Annotated in this window: 18 protein-coding genes, 1 tRNA gene and 1 pseudogene; 10 read left to right on the top strand and 10 right to left on the bottom strand. The window is 65.4% G+C overall.

All coding sequences use genetic code 11. The annotated features are described in order from the left end of the window. Positions 1 to 6 precede the first annotated feature (6 nt). Positions 7 to 477, top strand: a complete 471-nt coding sequence (locus AB0O58_RS05960) for a hypothetical protein (protein ID WP_283550208.1) — start codon at positions 7 to 9, stop codon at positions 475 to 477. 349 nt (positions 478 to 826) lie between these two features. Here AB0O58_RS05960 and AB0O58_RS05955 read toward each other — a convergent pair. The 4 genes from AB0O58_RS05955 to AB0O58_RS05940 form a co-directional block, all read right to left on the bottom strand. Then, positions 827 to 916 (bottom strand) — tRNA-Ser (locus AB0O58_RS05955). A 58-nt stretch (positions 917 to 974) separates the two neighbouring features. After that, complete coding sequence (locus tag AB0O58_RS05950; RefSeq protein WP_027494609.1) at positions 975 to 1,172, bottom strand: CsbD family protein; 198 nt, start codon at positions 1,170 to 1,172, stop codon at positions 975 to 977. Between the two features lie 93 nt (positions 1,173 to 1,265). Then, on the bottom strand, positions 1,266 to 1,721 hold the full coding sequence (locus AB0O58_RS05945) for a nucleoside deaminase (protein WP_027494610.1): 456 nt from the start codon (positions 1,719 to 1,721) through the stop codon (positions 1,266 to 1,268). A gap of 3 nt (positions 1,722 to 1,724) precedes the next feature. Then, positions 1,725 to 2,264 carry a tRNA adenosine deaminase-associated protein gene (locus AB0O58_RS05940; RefSeq protein WP_027494611.1) on the bottom strand — a complete coding sequence of 180 codons (540 nt, stop codon included), beginning with the start codon at positions 2,262 to 2,264 and terminating at the stop codon, positions 1,725 to 1,727. 81 nt (positions 2,265 to 2,345) lie between these two features. Between AB0O58_RS05940 and AB0O58_RS05935 the strand changes: the two genes are divergently transcribed. Next, positions 2,346 to 3,299: a prephenate dehydrogenase gene (locus AB0O58_RS05935; RefSeq protein WP_196249521.1), complete on the top strand. Its 954-nt coding sequence runs from the start codon at positions 2,346 to 2,348 to the stop codon at positions 3,297 to 3,299. Here the strand turns inward: AB0O58_RS05935 and AB0O58_RS05930 are convergent. Further along, positions 3,272 to 3,787, bottom strand: coding sequence for a putative glycolipid-binding domain-containing protein (locus tag AB0O58_RS05930; RefSeq protein ID WP_032373332.1), 516 nt, complete (start codon positions 3,785 to 3,787; stop codon positions 3,272 to 3,274). The two genes, AB0O58_RS05935 and AB0O58_RS05930, sit on opposite strands and share 28 nt — an antisense overlap. Before the next feature lie 304 nt (positions 3,788 to 4,091). Here AB0O58_RS05930 and AB0O58_RS05925 point away from each other — a divergent pair, with 304 nt between their 5' ends. Continuing rightward, positions 4,092 to 4,433, top strand: coding sequence for a hypothetical protein (locus tag AB0O58_RS05925; RefSeq protein ID WP_235610125.1), 342 nt, complete (start codon positions 4,092 to 4,094; stop codon positions 4,431 to 4,433). Here AB0O58_RS05925 and AB0O58_RS05920 read toward each other — a convergent pair. Both AB0O58_RS05920 and AB0O58_RS05915 read right to left on the bottom strand, forming a co-directional pair. After that, positions 4,430 to 6,253 carry an ABC transporter ATP-binding protein gene (locus tag AB0O58_RS05920; RefSeq protein WP_032373324.1) on the bottom strand — a complete coding sequence of 608 codons (1,824 nt, stop codon included), beginning with the start codon at positions 6,251 to 6,253 and terminating at the stop codon, positions 4,430 to 4,432. The two genes, AB0O58_RS05925 and AB0O58_RS05920, sit on opposite strands and share 4 nt — an antisense overlap. Further along, positions 6,246 to 8,039 (bottom strand): ABC transporter ATP-binding protein, encoded by a 1,794-nt coding sequence (locus AB0O58_RS05915; protein ID WP_032373323.1) that lies wholly within the window; start codon positions 8,037 to 8,039, stop codon positions 6,246 to 6,248. The genes AB0O58_RS05920 and AB0O58_RS05915 overlap by 8 nt, the downstream gene beginning before the upstream one ends. A gap of 195 nt (positions 8,040 to 8,234) precedes the next feature. Here AB0O58_RS05915 and dcm point away from each other — a divergent pair, with 195 nt between their 5' ends. Genes dcm through AB0O58_RS05890 form a run of 5 tightly spaced genes read left to right on the top strand, consistent with a single transcriptional unit; the run spans position 8,235 to position 12,086 of the window. Beyond that, positions 8,235 to 9,383, top strand: a complete 1,149-nt coding sequence (gene dcm / locus AB0O58_RS05910) for a DNA (cytosine-5-)-methyltransferase (protein ID WP_179274536.1) — start codon at positions 8,235 to 8,237, stop codon at positions 9,381 to 9,383. Continuing rightward, entirely contained in the window at positions 9,380 to 9,811 is a 432-nt protein-coding gene (locus AB0O58_RS05905) for a very short patch repair endonuclease (RefSeq protein ID WP_032373321.1), read from the top strand. The genes dcm and AB0O58_RS05905 overlap by 4 nt, the downstream gene beginning before the upstream one ends. A gap of 56 nt (positions 9,812 to 9,867) precedes the next feature. Beyond that, positions 9,868 to 10,926 (top strand): hypothetical protein, encoded by a 1,059-nt coding sequence (locus AB0O58_RS05900; RefSeq protein WP_155289499.1) that lies wholly within the window; start codon positions 9,868 to 9,870, stop codon positions 10,924 to 10,926. A gap of 9 nt (positions 10,927 to 10,935) precedes the next feature. Beyond that, on the top strand, positions 10,936 to 11,625 hold the full coding sequence (locus AB0O58_RS05895; protein ID WP_230592070.1) for a DUF998 domain-containing protein: 690 nt from the start codon (positions 10,936 to 10,938) through the stop codon (positions 11,623 to 11,625). Then, a complete protein-coding gene (locus AB0O58_RS05890; RefSeq protein WP_032373319.1) occupies positions 11,601 to 12,086 on the top strand; it encodes a GAF domain-containing protein in 486 nt (161 codons plus the stop codon). The genes AB0O58_RS05895 and AB0O58_RS05890 overlap by 25 nt, the downstream gene beginning before the upstream one ends. Here the strand turns inward: AB0O58_RS05890 and dhaL are convergent. Then, positions 12,079 to 13,724 (bottom strand): annotated as a pseudogene (gene dhaL / locus AB0O58_RS05885) (dihydroxyacetone kinase subunit DhaL). The gene AB0O58_RS05890 and the pseudogene dhaL overlap by 8 nt on opposite strands. A 70-nt stretch (positions 13,725 to 13,794) precedes the next feature. Between dhaL and AB0O58_RS05880 the strand changes: the two are divergent. Both AB0O58_RS05880 and AB0O58_RS05875 read left to right on the top strand, forming a co-directional pair. Continuing rightward, a complete protein-coding gene (locus AB0O58_RS05880; protein ID WP_204847056.1) occupies positions 13,795 to 14,346 on the top strand; it encodes a YceI family protein in 552 nt (183 codons plus the stop codon). 38 nt (positions 14,347 to 14,384) lie between these two features. Next, a complete protein-coding gene (locus AB0O58_RS05875; RefSeq protein WP_366238003.1) occupies positions 14,385 to 15,113 on the top strand; it encodes an SIMPL domain-containing protein in 729 nt (242 codons plus the stop codon). 114 nt (positions 15,114 to 15,227) lie between these two features. Here AB0O58_RS05875 and AB0O58_RS05870 read toward each other — a convergent pair whose 3' ends face one another. After that, a complete protein-coding gene (locus AB0O58_RS05870) occupies positions 15,228 to 16,337 on the bottom strand; it encodes a CoA transferase (RefSeq protein ID WP_206499129.1) in 1,110 nt (369 codons plus the stop codon). 31 nt (positions 16,338 to 16,368) lie between these two features. Further along, positions 16,369 to 17,010, bottom strand: coding sequence for a TetR/AcrR family transcriptional regulator (locus AB0O58_RS05865; protein WP_032399335.1), 642 nt, complete (start codon positions 17,008 to 17,010; stop codon positions 16,369 to 16,371). Positions 17,011 to 17,050: the final 40 nt, after the last annotated feature.

The following is a 17,050-nucleotide window of genomic DNA, read 5'->3' as shown; positions in this document are numbered from 1 at the left end:
GTGGCGATGAAACGAAAGATCGCGACCGGATTGCTCGGGCTGATCGTGGCCACCTCTGTAGCCGGATGCGGCGACGACGCGTCGACCGAGAACGCGTCGACCACGTCCGTTCAGGCCACGTCAGCTCCGGCCATGTCGGCCACGACGACGCAGGCGACCACCGCAGCTGCCACCCCGACGGTCGATGCACCCGCTGACAGTCCGGCTCCCGAGGCACCGCCCGCCGCTGATCCAGCCGACCCCGCAGTGACCGGAGGAACCGGAGGCGTCACCGGCGACGATCTCTACCGTCAGACCTGCACCCAGTTTCTCCCGTCCATCGATGCACTGGAGCAAACCGGAATCTCCGATCGCGCAAAATCCGTCGAGGGTCTGCGCAGCGAAATGACCACCGCGCCGAGTTGGTCCACGGTGCCCGAGGCCGATCAAGGCGAAATTCTGCGGGGACTCGACGCCGCGGGCGCGGGGCAATGCTGAGCGTCTGAGTCGGTCGCCGCCCCTCTACCGCCGCAAACGCGCGCGCGTTTGCCAGGTGCGCGCGAAGTAGACCCCGAATCGGTGGCGAATCTGAACGCATCTGACGAATGCGCGCGCGTTTGCCGCGTAACACCCGCCCGGTGATCCCGCCCGGCCCTGGGGGTTCGATGCCCGGGCCCTGTTGATCCCGCAAACGCGCGCGCGTTTGCCAGGTGCGCGCGAAGTAGACCCAGAATCGGTGACGAATCTGAACGCATCTGACGAATGCGCGCGCGTTTGCCGAGCAACACCCAGCCACCCCACCCCGCGCACAAAAAACTCCCCACCCGACGGATCGGGTGGGGAGTCTTGGCGGTGGCGGAGGGATTTGAACCCTCGGAGGGGGTGAACCCTCACACGCTTTCGAGGCGTGCTCCTTAGGCCGCTCGGACACGCCACCGCAGAAGACTGTACCGGAATGAGCGCCTGAGGCTAAATCGCCTGCTCAGAGCGCAAAATTACTTGCCGGTGAGCTTGTCCTTGATGTTCGAGGCCGCGTCCTTGACCTTCTCGGCACCGTCTTTGAATGCGGCGGAGGTCTGATCGCCCTTGCCCTCTGCTTCGAGGTCCCTGTCTCCGGTTGCCGAACCTGCGGCTTCTTTTGCCTTGCCGCCGAGGTCTTCGGTCTTGTTCGAGATCTTGTCGTCGAGTCCCATGAGTGTCTCCTTCGCAAGTTCGGAGCGCAGCGTTGCGCCCTGCCCTCCACCCTCCCCAATGTTGGACATTCCGGCCACCCCGTGACGAGATCGTTATCTCTGGCGGGCGAAGAACTGGGTCAGCACTTCGGCGCATTCGGCTTCCAACACTCCCCCGCGCACCTGTGGGCGGTGGGTGAGTCGACGGTCTCGGACGACGTCCCACAGCGAGCCAACGGCCCCGGTTTTCGGTTCCCAGGCTCCGAACACCACGGTGCCGACGCGGGCCGCAACGAGGGCACCGGCGCACATCGTGCAGGGTTCCAAAGTGACTGCAAGAGTGCAGTTTTCGAGCCGCCAGCCGTCTCCGTGGACGGCGGCTGCTCGACGCAATGCGAGCACTTCGGCGTGCGCAGTGGGGTCGCCCGACGCCTCCCGCGCATTGCAGGCTCGCGCGATCTCACGTCCCGACGCGTCGTACACGACGGCTCCGACGGGGACGTCGGCGTCCGATGCCTCGGCTGCGGCCGACAGCGCTGCGCGGATCATGTCCGCGTCGGGCAGCGGCATCGGTTACCGCCGCAGCTTGTTCACCGCTGCGGCGAATTCGTCCTCGAAGCCCAGGCGCTCGGCGATGGATTGCAGTTGTTCGTCCGGGTAGTCGTCGGTCTCGGCGACGATGATGCCCAGGACTGCCTCGGGCAGGCCCAGGTCGGCGAGGAGAGCGAGGTCGCCTTCCTCGTAGGGTTCGATGTCGTCGAGTTCGTCGGGGTCGACGTCGGGGATCTCGATGTTGAGTGCGTCGAGGACGTCGGCGGCGATTTCGTAGTCGACGGCGGCGACCGCGTCGGACAGCAGTAGGCGGGTGCCGTTGGGTGCGGGACGCAGGATGACGAAGAATTCCTCGTCCACGTCGAGCAGTCCGAACACCGCTCCCGAGCTGCGTAGTTCACGCAATTCGGTCTCTGCTGCCGACAGGCTGGTCAGTGCGTCGTCGGACAGTGGCGTCACGGTCCACTTGCCGTCCTCTCGGACAACTGCAACGCCGAATCCTTCGAGGTCGTCGTACTCCGATGCGGAGGCACGGTTGTTGTTCGCGCGCTGTGCGGCCATGTGCGCAACGGTAGTCCGGTAGGTGCCGGTATTCGAAGTCCACCTCCCTTGGAAGTCACCCACCTGTGCCAATCTGATCGGGTGACTTCTTCTTCGGTGTGCGTTCTCGGTCTGGGACTGATCGGTGGGTCGATTCTGCGGGCGGCGCACGACGCCGGTCGCCGGGTGTGGGGCTGGAACCGATCGGCCGACGCGATCGCCGGGGCTGCGGACGATGGCTATGACGTCGGCACCGATCTGGCAACCGCCCTGACCAGGGCTGCAGATGAGGATGCGCTGATCGTCATCGCCGTTCCGATGCCTGCCGTCGACTCCGCTCTGCAGGCCATCGCCGAGCACGCACCCACCGCCCCGATCACCGACGTGGTGAGCGTCAAGGCCGAGGTTGCCGCGGCCGTCGCTGCTCGCGGACTACAGGCCCGCTATGTCGGCGGCCATCCGATGGCGGGTACCAACCACTCGGGCTGGTCGGCGACGGACCCGGCACTGTTCGCCGACGCGGTCTGGGTGGTGTCCACGGATTCCGGTGTCGACGCCGACGTGTGGGTGCGGGTGGCCCAGCTGGCCCTGGCCTGCGGTTCGGTGGTCGTTCCGGCCGGCAGCGTCGAGCACGACAGCGCCGTCGCCCGCATCTCGCACCTACCGCATCTGCTGGCCGAGGCGTTGGCGATCGTGGGGGCCGCGGGTGGGCCGTTGGCGCTCGGGCTCGCCGCGGGGTCGTTTCGCGACGGCACCCGGGTGGCGTCCTCGGCGCCGACTCTCGTCCGTGCGATGACCGAGGGCAACGCGACCGCGCTACGAACCGCGCTCGACGAGGCGCTGCATGCGCTCACCACAGCGCGCGAAAAATTGAACGAGAACTCGACCGAAACGCTGGTCGACGCCGGACACGCAGCGCGACTGCAGTACGAGCAGCATCAGCGATTCGACATCACCGACGTAACCCCGGGCGAGCCGGGGTGGCGAGAGAACCTGCAGGACGCGGGGCGACGCGGTGGCGTCGTGCGTCAGATCCGCTCGGCGAGTCCCGGGTAGTCGATGACAAAACCGTCGGCGTCGACCGTCACCGACGATGTCGAGACCGGCGAGATGACGTGGATGCCGTGCGCGCCGCTGCTGTAGGTCAGGGTCGCTTCCTGGATGCTCAGGTCGAGAAGGTTGACGTACACCGTCGGCACCTCGAGGTCCTGGACCTGGGTGTGCAGACCGAATCGTCGGATCGGCAGGGTGTTGAAGAACGGGCTGAGCACCATGTCGACGTCGAGGGCACCGCTGTAGGTCGAGCGCTGGTGGTTGGCGGAGTTCTCCACCATCCAGTAGCCCTCATCGTCGCGGCTGACCGAGGCCTGCCGGTCACCCGACGCGAGCGAGGTGCGTACCGAGAGCCTCTTGGTGACGCCGTATTCGTCGGTCACCAGGTCGTACGACGCACTGAAGGCGGGATGATCACTGCAGGCGGCACCGATGATGCGTCCGGCAGCTTTGATGCGGTTGCCGGAAAGCTGGACGCGCACGGACTCCATGCGGGGAACGTCGTGCGCTCGCCACGTCAGGATCGAGGGCCAGGATTTCGCGTCGGTGGTGGCGGTTGCGGGAACGGAGACGTGCTCTGCACCCGATGCTTGAGTGATCACGGGTCCTACGGTATGCGACAGGGCCCCCTGTAGAACAAGCGGACGCGACTTTTCTTTGCACCGACCCAGCCGTTCATGCTGCGCTCGGCCTCGGCCGACCCCGTCGACGTCGACTTCTGGCCCGACACCGTGTGCGACGCCTTACAGCGGCCGGGCCCTGTCGATTTCGCTCACGATTACTAAGGTGATGGCCGTGACGACAGGGAACCCAGGCGGCGGCCAGTTCGATTTCGCGCATTCCGAGCAGGCCGCGAAGAGCCGACAGGACAAGGCGACTGCTCTGGCGCGCTACGTCTGGGAGCGCGGCATCAGCGGCGCGGAACTGCTCGATCTCACCGACGCCACCCGTCGAAAACTGGCCCGCGCAGCCGACCTGCATCCACCGAGCACGATGGAAACGTGGACCATCGTGGCCGAGTTGCTCGACCGCAAATCCGCGTGGGCGGCCGAGCACCCCGGTCACGACGGGGCGACGCCCCAGCACGCCGACGAGAAGATCATGTGGGTCAAACCGCCGATCACCCCCTGGACCTAGACGAGCGAGTCCTCCCACGCCTCGTGCAGGTGTGCGAAGCGGCCCTCTCCCGCAATGAGGTCCGCCGGGGTTCCGTCCTCGACGATGTTGCCGTCCGCCATGACGAGGACGCGGTCCGCGATGGCCACCGTCGACAAGCGGTGCGCGATGATCAACGCCGTCCGGCCCTGCAGAATCGTTTCGAGTGCGCGCTGCACCAACCGCTCGCTCGGGATGTCGAGACTCGACGTTGCCTCGTCGAGCACGATTACCGACGGCGCAGCGAGGAACACCCTCGCGAACGCCACCAATTGCCTTTGGCCCGAGGACAATCGGCCTCCGCGCTTACGCACGTCGGTATCGATCCCTTCGGGGAGCGAGGCGATGAACTCGGTCAGTCCGACGGCCTCGGCGGCAGCGCGGACCTCGGCGTCCGTCGCGTCGGGACGTCCGAGGCGGATGTTGTCGGCCACCGAGCCGGAGAACAGGAACGATTCCTGTGTCACCATGACGACGTTGCGGCGCAGGTCCTCGTCGGAGATGTCGCGCATGTCGATGCCGTCGAGTCGCACGGATCCGGCGGTCGGATCGTAGAAGCGCGCCAACAGCTTTGCCAACGTCGACTTTCCGGCTCCGGTCGCACCGACCATGGCAACCACCTGACCCGCCGGCACGTGCAGCGAGAACTCGGGCAGCACGACGCGCTCGGTGCCGTAGGAAAAGTGCACGTCGTCGAACGTGATGTCTCCCTTCACCGTTCCGATCGACACCGGGTTCTTCGGGGCAACCACCGACGGCTCTTCCTCGAGTACGCCGGAGATCTTCTCCAGTGCAGCGGCGGCCGACTGGTAGGCGTTGAACACCATCGCCAGCTCGTCGAGTGGGCCGTAGAACCGGCGAAGGTACAGCACGTACGCGGCGAGCACGCCGACGTCCATGTGCCCGTTGATCACTCGCCAGCTACCGAACACCAGGATGATCGCCAGAGTGACGTTGCCGATCCACCGAACGATTCCGGTGTAGCTCGCCATGCCGCGCAGGGCCGCGGTGGTGGCATCTCGGTACTCCGAGTCCTCGGTCTCGAGGATCGCGTCGTTGCGACCTTCACGCCGAAAGACCTGTACGGCACGGATTCCGCCCATCGACTCCACGAAATGAACCACCACACGTGCGATCGCCACCCGTGTTCGACGGTATCCCTGGCGTTGGCGTCGTTGTGACCACCGGGTGACGAGCACCAGCGGTACGAAGCCGGCGAGCACGATCATCGCCATCGGAACATCGAGATACACGAGGATGACGGCGATCGAGACCATCGACAGGATGGCCGTCAACGCGTCGTTGAGCGCACTTTCGAGCAGTGTCTGCAACGACTCCACGTCACTGGTCAACCGCGAGATCAACCGTCCCGACGTGTATTTCTCGTGGAACGACAGACTGAGTTTCTGCGCGTGGTCGAACACGCGTCCACGCAGGTCGTAAAGAATGTTCTGACTGAGTCGGCCCGAGACGGTGAGAAACGCGTAGGTGGTGAACATTCCGAGCAGGCCGAAGCCGGTGTATCCGCCCACGGCCCACAGCAGCGGACCCCAATCACCTTGTCCGGCAGCACCGACGCCGTTGTCGAGGGCGTAGGCGACGAACAGCGGGCCGGCCACATAGGTGATGTTGTCGATCAGAATGATGACGAAAGACAGCAGGGCCTGCTTCTTGTACGGGCGCACCAGCGAGGCGAGCAACCGCCGAGAACGTCCGGCCAACACCAGGTTTCCGGTGGCGTCCACCTCCGAGTCCTCGCCGCCCACTCCCCGCCAGTCCGCGGTTGCGGTCTGCTCAGCCATGGATCGACCCCATGACGTCGCGGTACCGCGGCGACGACGCCAGCAGTCCCTCGTGCGTTCCCTGCTCCACAATTCTTCCGTTCTCCAGATACAGCACCCGGTCGGCCAACGCCGCCGTCGACGGCCGGTGTGCCACCAGCAACGTCGTCGAATGGGCCAGCACGCGCCGCAATTCCTTCTGCACCTTCGCTTCGGTGTCCACGTCGAGTGCCGAGAGCGGGTCGTCGAGCACCAGCACCCGGGGCTTGCCCAGCACTGCACGGGCCAGTGCGAGTCGCTGCCGCTGCCCGCCCGACAAACTCATGCCCTGCTCACCGATGCGCGTGGCCAGGCCCCACGGCAGCCGGTCGACGAATTCCGTTGCGTGAGCAATCCCCAACGCCTCGGTGATCTCGGCATCGGACGCGCCAGGAGAGCCGAGCGCGATGTTCTCCCGCGCACTGGCCGAGAACAGCACCGGGTCCTCGAACGCTACCGACACGATCGAGCGCAGATCGGCCAGCCGCATCGACGCCACGTCGATACCGTCGATCGAAATGGTGCCCTCGGTAGCGTCGAACAAACGAGGAACGAGGTTCGTCAGTGCCGTCTTTCCGCTGCCGGTGTTGCCGACGAGCGCAACGGTCTCCCCCGGCTCGACGACGAAACTGACATCGGTGAGCAGCGGCGAGGACGCGTCCGGAAAGGTGAATCCGACGCGGTCGAACTGCACTCGGCCACGGATCGTGTCGGGCAATTCGACGGGGTTGTCCGGATCCGTCACGGTCTCCGGGGTGTCGATGATCTCCCAGTAACGATCCGCCGCAGTCCGCGCATTGTTCAACTCCGCCAGCAGGTATCCGAAGGATTCGATCGGCCACAGCAGGAACGTGACGATGGCGATGGCAGCGACGAGCGTGCCGACCGTCATCGTGCCCTGCACGATCGAGTAGGTTCCCACGGCCAGAATCGCGCCGATGGTGATCGGCTGCAGTCCGACGATCACCGCCCAGATGATCGCGAGATAGCGCACCTTCTTCAGCTCGGTGCCGCGAAGAGTGTAGGCCTGACGCAGAAACTGCTTGCCCAGGTGCGCACTTCGCCCGAACGCCTTCAGAACACGGATGCCCTGAATGGACTCCTCGACCGTTGTCGTCACATCACCTGCTTGGTCCTGAGCATCACGCGCGACGACGCGGTACAGCGTCTCGAACCTGGTGCAGGCGATCACCAGCGGAACCGATGTCACCAGCATGATCAGACCCAATTGCCATGCCTGAACGAGCAATACACCGATACCCACGACGAGCGTGACGGCGTTGATGATGATGAACGGGCCGATGAACGCCATGAACCGGCGCAGCGACCCGAGATCGGCGATGGCACGGGAGAGCAGCTGACCCGATTCCCAGCTCTCGTGCGCCGCGACCGACAGCCGTTGCAGCTTGTCGAATACCGTTGCCCGAGCGCTGATCTCGAACTGGCTCGACGGGCGTGACACCAGGTATCGACGCACCCAGATGCCGGCCGCGTCGATGGTGCCGAGCAGCAGGATCAGCGCCGCGGGCCACCACACCGCGGAAAAGTTGCGGTCGGCGATGGGCCCGTCGATGACGCGTTGCATCACCAGCGGAATGACGAGGCCGGTGAGGGTCGCGATGAGCGAGACCACGATGGAGCCGATGTAGAACCACTTGTACGGGGCCAGGAACGGCGCGAAACGCTGCAGCGACGTGGGTGTCCGCGAAGCATTCGGGTTCGACTCAACGACGGTTGGGGCTTCGGGGTCGAGCACACCCGTGGACACGTGTTGTTCTCCTTATTGCGGTGCCCGAATGATTTCATTGCTCAGGCTCAGTTTCCAACCGATTTTCGGCGGCCTGCATTCCAGTGTGGAACCTCGAGCACGGTCGAGGTCAAGTTCGACCGACGCTCAGCACACCGAGTCTCGAGTAACGTGAACCCGTCGGGCGAGAGAAGGGCACACGTGAGCACACGGTCGATGGTCGGGTTGTTCGCCGGTATCGGCGGGCTCGAGCTGGGGTTGGCCGAGGCAGGGTGGACGACGCAGCTGTTGTGCGAGATCGATCCGGGTGCCGGCGCGGTGCTGTCGGCGCGCATGCCGAACGTTCCGCTGCACACCGACGTCACCACGCTGCGCAGCCTGCCCACCGGCACCGAGCTCGTTGCTGCCGGCTTCCCCTGCCAGGACCTCTCCCAGGCCGGACGGACCGCAGGCATCACCGGGGCTCGCTCCGGGCTGGTCGACGAGGTGTTCCGGCTGGTCTCACGTCGCCGCGGCCCGCGGTGGCTGTTGATGGAGAACGTGCCGTTCATGCTGCAACTCGGACGTGGCGCAGCGATGCGACACATCACCGACGCGCTAGAGGACCTCGGCTACATGTGGGCCTACCGCGTCGTCGACGCCCGTGCGTTCGGGTTGCCGCAGCGTCGACAGCGCGTGGTGATGCTGGCCTCGCGCACCGACGATCCGCGTGAGGTGCTGTTCTCGCAGGATGCCGGGCCGTTGCCCGACGGCGATCCGAGTACTGCGCCCTGCGGCTTCTACTGGACCGAGGGCACCCGCGGACTGGGCTGGGCCGTCAACGCCGTCCCCACCCTCAAGGGCGGTTCCTCCCTCGGCATCGCCAGTCCGCCGGCCGTGCGGTTGCCGTCCGGGGAGATCGTCACGCCCGGCATCATCGGGGCCGAGCGGCTGCAGGGGTTCGATCCGGACTGGACGCTGCCTGCGGTCGAGCGCGCCGGAGTGCGTACCGGGCATCGTTGGAAGCTCGTCGGCAATGCCGTCAGTGTGCGGATGGCGTCGTGGGTCGCCGCCGCACTCGACGACCCGAAGCCCTACGACGTCGCAGGCGACACCGCGTTGCTGCCCGGTCAGGCCTGGCCGACGGCCGCGTGGGGCCGAGACCGCGCGAGCTTCAAGGTGACCGTCTCGACCATGCCGGTGCACGAACCGCCCGAGGACCTGATCGACTTCCTGGACGACTCCACCCTGCTGTCGGCGCGAGCCACGGCCGGGTTCCTCAAGCGCGCGCGAGCCGGCAACCTCCGCTTCGCCGACGGCTTTCTCGACGACCTCGACGCCCACCTCGAGCGCATGGGTGGGTACACGCAACGGGTGTCGGTTTGAGCGCGACACGTCCCGTCACCGACGCGAAAACCAGTGCACGGCTCAGTAAGCAGCGCCGCCGCGACACCAAACCGGAAGTGGCGCTGCGTCGTGAGTTGCACCGACGAGGACTGCGCTATTTCGTCGACCGCGCTCCGCTGAAGGGCATGCGGCGTCGAGCAGATCTGGTGTTTCCCCGTCGCAAAGTGGCGGTCTACGTCGACGGTTGCTTCTGGCACAGTTGCCCCGTCCACGCGACGAAACCCCGCAACAACGCCCAGTGGTGGGCCGACAAGCTGGCTGCCAACGTGGCCCGCGACCGCGACACCGACACCCGCCTGATCGAGGAAGGCTGGCGCGTCGTGCGGATCTGGGAACACGAGGACCCGGTCGTCGCCGCCCAACGCGTCGTCGATGATCTTGCTGCAGATCCGATAGTGACCGACTGAAACCCACAGCACTCCCCGCGCGTCCAACCTGATGATCGGTCGATTCGAGTCGAGGGATGAGGACAGTGCGTAAAAGTTGGGTGCTTGCGGCGATGGCAGCGGCGATGTCGTTATCGACCAGTGGATGCGCGGTGGTGTTGCTCGGCAGCGCGTTCCCCGCCGGCAGTGCGTCGCCGGCGGAACAGAACCGGTACGGATTCGAGATGTCGGAGGCAGACCGCTATCTGGCCGACTCGGCGGCCTTCGTCCGCAGCCTCGATCCCTGCGGCTTCCTCACCGAGGACGACCTCACAGCTCTCGGCACCGTGGTGCAGCTCAGGCCGGACGGCGAACTGAGTAGCTGCTCGGCAGAAGTCAACCCTGGGCGATCGGACGTCACGGACTCCGTGTCGATCAAGCTGAACGGATACCAGCCGACGCCGGCCGACCCGAACTTCGAGCAAGTCACGATCGGCGGCGAGCAGGTGTACCTCGATGACGCCTCCCGAGGGACGTGTCGCGTCAGCTTCCCGCTTCGCGACGAGTTCGACGGCACCACCTCCGGGCCCATGGACGATGTTCTCACCCAATCGGGTCGTAGTTTCGCCACGATCGACGTCTATCTTGCTGACGGAGACGCCTGCAGTGCAGCGAAATCCGTCACCGAGACCGCACTCGGCCTCGTGAGCGATCCACCACTACGTGCCGATTCCAGGTACAACCTGCCGTTGGCCGCGAAGGATCCGTGCAGCGTGCTGGAGCATCTGCCCGAGACCTGGACGGTCGACCGGTGGAACCCTGCCGCGGATCCGTACGGCTGCCACTTCGAGGCGTCGTCGGCGACGTTCGAGGACAACCTGGTACTGCTCGACGTCGCGCTCACCTACGACGACAGCGACTTGCGTTCGACAGATCGCGAGAAGATCCGGCAGGGCGGTTACACCGTGGAGACTCGCGACTCGGATTCGGTGTGTTCGGCCGACATCGTGTTGGGCAACCCCGTTCTCGGCCTGCCCGGTAACGAGGACTCGGCCGCGCGTTACGCCCGCACGGTTCCCGAGCTGTCCGTCATGGCGGACGACTGCGACTCCGCCGTCGCGCTGGCGGTGGCAGCTGCCGACGAGCTCACTGGTTAGCCTTGGTCGGTGCGCTCGAAAACCGAAGGTGTGGATATCCGCCGAGTAATCGCGGTGGTGTTTCTGATCCTCGCCGGGTTGCTGTACTCCGCGTGGGTGGCCGAATTCTTCCTCGACACCGGGCTCGACCCGGCCCGGTCGTTCCTCAGCGAACTCGATGCCCGCGATCAGCCGTACCGCGAATTCTTCTCCACCGCAGACGTGGTCACGGGTTCGCTGATGATTCTCGCCGCCGTGCTCGGTTTCCTCGTCAGCCCTCGCCGACGGCTCGTCGTCACCGGCTGGGTGGCGTCGGGCATCTTCGGTATCGCCACCATCGCCGACGCGAAACTGCCACTCGAGTGTGTGGCCGCCGACGATCCGAGCTGCCCGATCGAGCCCAGCGGGTTGTTCCCACAGCTTCATCATCTTCATGCTCTGACGAGCACCATCGCGGTGTTCGCGATCTTCACGGTCATGATCGCGTTCACGCTCGCCGCATTCCGCTATCGGGCCTATCCCCTGCTTCGGACGCTCGGTGTCGCGGTGCTGGCCATCACGGCCCTGGCCACGGCGTGGCTGTTGATCGCCGACAACCTTCCCGGCGATCACGGCCTCGGCATCGCCCAGCGGGTGCAGGTGGGCGGGATGTCGGCGTATCTGGTGGTGCTGGGGTGTGCGCTTAGACTCGGCGCATGTCTTTCACCGCGACCGAACTGAACGGTTCCAAGGCAGAGCAGTACCAGCAGCTCGCCGAGCAGGCACGCGGCCTGGTGTTCGAGGAATCGAACCTCATCGCCAACGCCGCCAATCTCTCCGCGTTGGTCTATCACGCTCTGCCCGAGGTCAATTGGGTCGGCTTCTACCTGTTCGACGGCACCGAACTGGTGGTCGGCCCGTTCCAGGGCCAGCCTGCCTGCGTTCGCATCGCGCTGAGCAAAGGGGTCTGCGGCGCTGCCGCGACCACCCGCGAGACACAACGAGTGGCCGACGTTCATGCCTTCCCCGGCCACATCGCGTGCGATGCCAACACTCGCTCCGAGGTCGTCGTTCCGCTGTACCAGGGCGAGAAACTGATCGGTGTGTTCGATCTGGACAGCCCGATACCCGATCGCTTCGACGCCGACGATCAGGCCGGCCTCGAAGCGATCGCGGCGGTGTTCCTCGGTTCGATCAGCTAGACGCTGCCGCTTCGAAGAACCAGGCCATGACCAACGCGCCGGGGTCGACGACGCCTCGCGCGGCCTCACCGACATAGCTGGCGCGGCCCCGGTTGGCGGTGATGTCCTTGGTCGATTCGGCTCCGGACTTCGCGGCGTCGGCGGCATCCTGCAGGGTGCCGCCGTCTTTCTCGAGCGCGTCGACAGCCGGGGCAATGGCGTCGATCATCGTCTTGTCGCCCACGCGGGCGCCACCGAGTTCGGTGATGCTGTCCAGTCCGGCCCGCGCGGCCGCTGCGACAGCCGCGGCAGATGGCTCGGTGTCGAGCATCGTCGGTAGAACTGCCGGAACCAAATGCCGAACAGTGCGCCGGACGTACCGCCCGCATGGCCGAGGTAGGCCTCGCTCACGGCTTCGAATACCGTTGCTGCCGAATAGGTTTCCTTGATCGCGTAGAGGTCGAGTTGTTCGAGTGCGGCCACCATGTTGGTACCGAAGTCGCCGTCGCCCGCCTTGCGATCCAATTCGGTCAGAGCGGGCTCCTCGTCGAGTACCCGCTGGGCCCACGACCCGATCCACTCCGAGACGAATGCCGACTTCTCTCCGGTGTCGGACGGCGAGAACGTCGGCCCGAATGCGCCGCGCTCGCCCACCGGTTTCGCACCTTGGCTCTGCGCGTTGGGCCAACCGGGCGCATCGGTGGGGGCGTCCCAGAGTTCGAGCATCTCGTCGTCGGCGCGCACCAGAGTGATGGACGCTCCGCCCATGTTGAGCGCGGTGACAAAACTTCCGACGAGTGAGCGGGTTATCTCGATGCCCTTACCCGCGAGGTACTCCGAGAGTTCCCCGAACAGCAGATGCAGTTCGAGCGGGTGCGTTGCGCCGAGCCCGTTGACGATGGCGATCACCGATTCGCCCGAGTTCAATCCGAGCGAGCTCACGATGGGCTCGGTCAGCTTCTCGACGACCTCCTGAGCAGGCAGCCGGGACACCCGGTCGGTGCCGCGCTCGCCGTGGATACCGATGCCGAGTTCGATTTCCTCCTTGGGCAGTTCGAACGACGGCCCGTCGGCACCCGGTAGCGTCGGCGGGTTCAATGCGACCGCCATACTGCGTGCGTTCTCCGCTGTTCGACGCCCCAGCGCGACCACCGCCTGCAGGCTGTCGCCGCGTTCTGCCGCTGCGCCGCACACCTTTTCGACGACGATGGTCGCGGCAGTGCCACGGCGACCCGGGCCGTCCTCGCTCTCGCTGGCCACGTCGTCGTCGACGAGAACGACATCGGCTGCAATACCGTCTTCCTGCAACAACTCTCGGGCGATCTTGAAGTTCATCACGTCGCCGGTGTAGTTCTTCACGATGTGCACCACTCCGCCGCCGGAGTCCACGGCCTTGGATGCCTCGTGTACTTGGAGGGCGTTCGGTGACGTGAACACCAGGCCGGGGCACGCGCCGGTGAGCATGCCGCGACCGATGAATCCGGCATGCATCGGCTCGTGGCCCGATCCGCCACCGGACAGCAGCGCGACTTGACCGTCGGAGATGCGGTAGCGACGGGTGAGGAATCCGGGATCGGCGTGCCAGGTGACGTCGTCGGTGGCGGCCACGAAGCCGCGGAGGGCGTCGGCGACGAATGTTCGAGGAGAATTGGAGAACATTCCTTCACACTAAGCCTCCATTGTCGGCTTCGGTGAGCTGCCGGGCCGCCGCGCGTCTACAGTCGCGAAGATGACCACCGAGACCTGGGCTTTCGACGCATCGGACGGCGGGCAGTTGGCTGTTAGGACGGATGTCACCGGGAGGGCATCCAAGATGGGGCATCGACTCACGATTGCGGTGACCTCCTGGACCGCGACGGTCGAGTGGTCCGGGGACGCGCCCACCGCGGTGTCACTGACCGCCGAGGTCGGCTCACTCGAGGTGATCCACGGCGAGGGCGGACTGACACCGCTGATCGGGCCGGAGAAGATCGTCGCAAAAGCCAACGCACTCAAGACCTTCGACGCCAACCGGTACCCGACAATTCGATTTCGTTCGGAGGAGATCACTGCCGTTGCCTCCGGATTTCGCTTGGCGGGTACCGCCGAGATACACGGTGTCTCGAAGGAGATCACCGTGGACGTGGACGTCACCGACTCCGGCGACAGATGGCAGATCGGTTCCGAAACTACCGTGCGTCAAACGGATTACAAGATCACGCCGTATTCGCAGATGTTCGGAGCCATGAAGGTGGCAGACGAGGTGACCGTGACGTTCGACGCCGAGTACCGCAAGCCCTGAGCCTTCCCAATTCACCTGCAATGGTGGACACTACGGCGGTGAACCGAAATCGATGGACGATCGGATCGTGCGCATCGGCCCTGGTGTTGGCCGTGGCCCTGACCGCAGGCTGCAGCAGTCCAGCGGCCACGTCCCCGGACGGACCTCCCGGAGTGAACGTCAACGGAGTGGGCGAAGTGCAAGGTGCACCGGACACGTTGACGACTCAGATCGGCGTTCAAGCCACAGCCGAGGACGTCACTGCCGCCATCGAACAGGCCAATGCTGCGGTTACCGAGGTGACCGACGCAGTGATTGCTGTCGGCGTCGCACGCGAGGATATTCAGACGCAGCAGGTGTCGATCGATCCGCAGTACTCCGGAGCACTGCCGGGCGGCACCTCGGCCATCTCCGGATATCAGGCCACCAACACGTTGCAGGTCACGGTGCGCGACCTGTCGAAGGCGTCTGCAGTCCTGGGCGACGCCACCTCCGCCGGTGGCAACGCGACCCGAATCTCCGGGGTCTCGTTCAAGATCGACGACGATTCCGAGCTGATCACCGATGCCCGATCCAGGGCGTTCGCCGACGCCCGCGATCGCGCCGAGCAGTATGCGTCGCTCGCAGGCGGCGAACTCGGTGACGTTCTGTCGATCACCGAGTCGATCACCGGTCAGGAGCAGCCGACGAGCTTTCGCGACTCCGCTTCGTTCGACACGGCAGTGCCCATCGAACCGGGACAGCAAACCGTCAGCGTGTCCGTGTCGGTGAAGTGGGCGCTGAACTAGCGCAGCGAGTTACTGCCGCTGCAACTATTGCTCCACTGAAGAGATTGCATACCGGGGATTCGCCGACTCGAGCCCTGGAGTGGAGCACAAGTTGCAGGACCCCCACGCACGGGCTCAGCCGGCCGGCGGGGGCGGCAGCCGGTAGTTCACCGGGGTCGTCGAGAAATCCACCGGATTTCGGACGCCCTCGGCCACTGCCCCGGGAACCTCGATGCGTGGTTCGAGACCCAACGACTGCGCGAACGCGAATGCCTCCTCGATGGAATTGACCGGCCCGGCGGGAACGTGCCGCGCCATCAGTTCTCGATACCATTCGTCCGCAGTACGCGTCTGCAACGCCGTGTTGAGCAGGTCGACCAACTGATCTCGATGTTCGACGCGAGCAGAATTGGACGAGAAGCGTTGATCCGCAACCAGATCCGGGGTACCCAGCACGTCGACCAACGCCTGGAACTGCCGATCGTTGCCCACGGCCAACGCGAGCGGTCGATCGGCGGTCTCGAACACCTCGTACGGCACCAACGACGGATGCTTGTTGCCCATCGGAACCGGCACGGTGCCCGCCCCGAGATATGCCGCCGACTGATTGCTGAGTGCGGACAGTACCGACGCCATCAGCGAGGTGTGTACCTGCTGACCCGCACCGGTGTTCGATCGATGATGCAGTGCGGCAAGGATTCCGCTCAGCGCATGCAGACCGGTGACGATATCGACCATCGCCACGCCCACTTTCGTCGGTGTGGATGCGTCGGGTCCGGTGACGCTCATCAGCCCGCCGACGGCTTGGACCACCAGATCGTATCCAGGAAGAGCAGCACCGCCGCCGGTACCGAAGCCGGTGATCGAGCAGTAGATCAGGCCAGGGTTCGTCTGCGCGACAGCCTGATAGCCGAGACCGAGCCGGTCCATCGTTCCGGCGCGGAAGTTCTCGATCACGATGTCTGCGCCCGCGACGATCTCACGGGCCTCGGCCACACCGCTCTCGGACTGCAGGTCGATGAACCGAGACGTCTTGTTCCGATTGACCGAGTTGAAATACGTTGCCGTACCGGCAGAATCGTACGGCGGACCCCACAATCGGGTGTCGTCGCCGCTGCCGGGCCGCTCGATCTTGATCACGTCCGCGCCCATGTCGCCGAGCATCATCGTCGCGTACGGTCCGGCGAGTACACGAGAGAAGTCCGCGACCACGAGGCCTGCGAGCGGACCGGTGGCGTCTGTCATCGGTCCACTGTATTGCGCGGCCGGCTGCAGTTCAGTTCAGGTCCGGAACGAACGCTGCCAGGACGGCAACCATCGTGTCCACGATCTGCTCGATGGGTGGACGAGGCGGAGCAGTGCGGGACCAGTCGGAGACGATCTCGGTGAGCGCACCGAGGAATGCCGTTGCGGCCAAGCGGTATCCACCCGGGGGAACGAAATCGGAACCGACTTCCGAGCGCAGGGTGTTCTCGAAGAACTCCACCCACTGCGCACGTCGGCGCGTCCGATGCTGTTCGACGGCATCGCTGACACCCAGCATCTCCAGATAGGAGATGCGCGCCCGACGTGGGTCACCTCCGATCGATCCGACCAGGGCCGTCATCGCTGCGACGACCAGAGAGCGACGATCACGGTCGACCTGCTCGTCGAGTGCGGCGACGACGGCGGCCAGCGCGTCGTCTTGGATCAGGTCGTAGACGTCCACGAGCAGCGCCTCACGGTTGGCGAACTCACTGTAGAACTGACTGCGTGCGAGGCCGGCCGCGGCGCAGATGTCCGCCACCGAGGTGGCGGCGTATCCGCGTCCCCCGACGACCTCGATAGCCGCGTGCAAGAACCGAGCTCGACGATCGGCTTTCCGAACAGCGGAGGATCGTCCGGCGTAGATGCGGCCCTGATCATCGGCGACAGTCACCGAGGGAGTCTACAGGCGACGCACCGTTCGCAGCCCCGCT

Origin of the sequence: Rhodococcus sp. NPDC080181 (assembly GCF_040702225.1) — a bacterium.
GTDB lineage: Bacteria > Actinomycetota > Actinomycetes > Mycobacteriales > Mycobacteriaceae > Rhodococcoides > Rhodococcoides fascians.
Note: the sequence above shows the minus strand (reverse complement) of the source record. Positions and strands in the feature narration are given on the sequence as shown.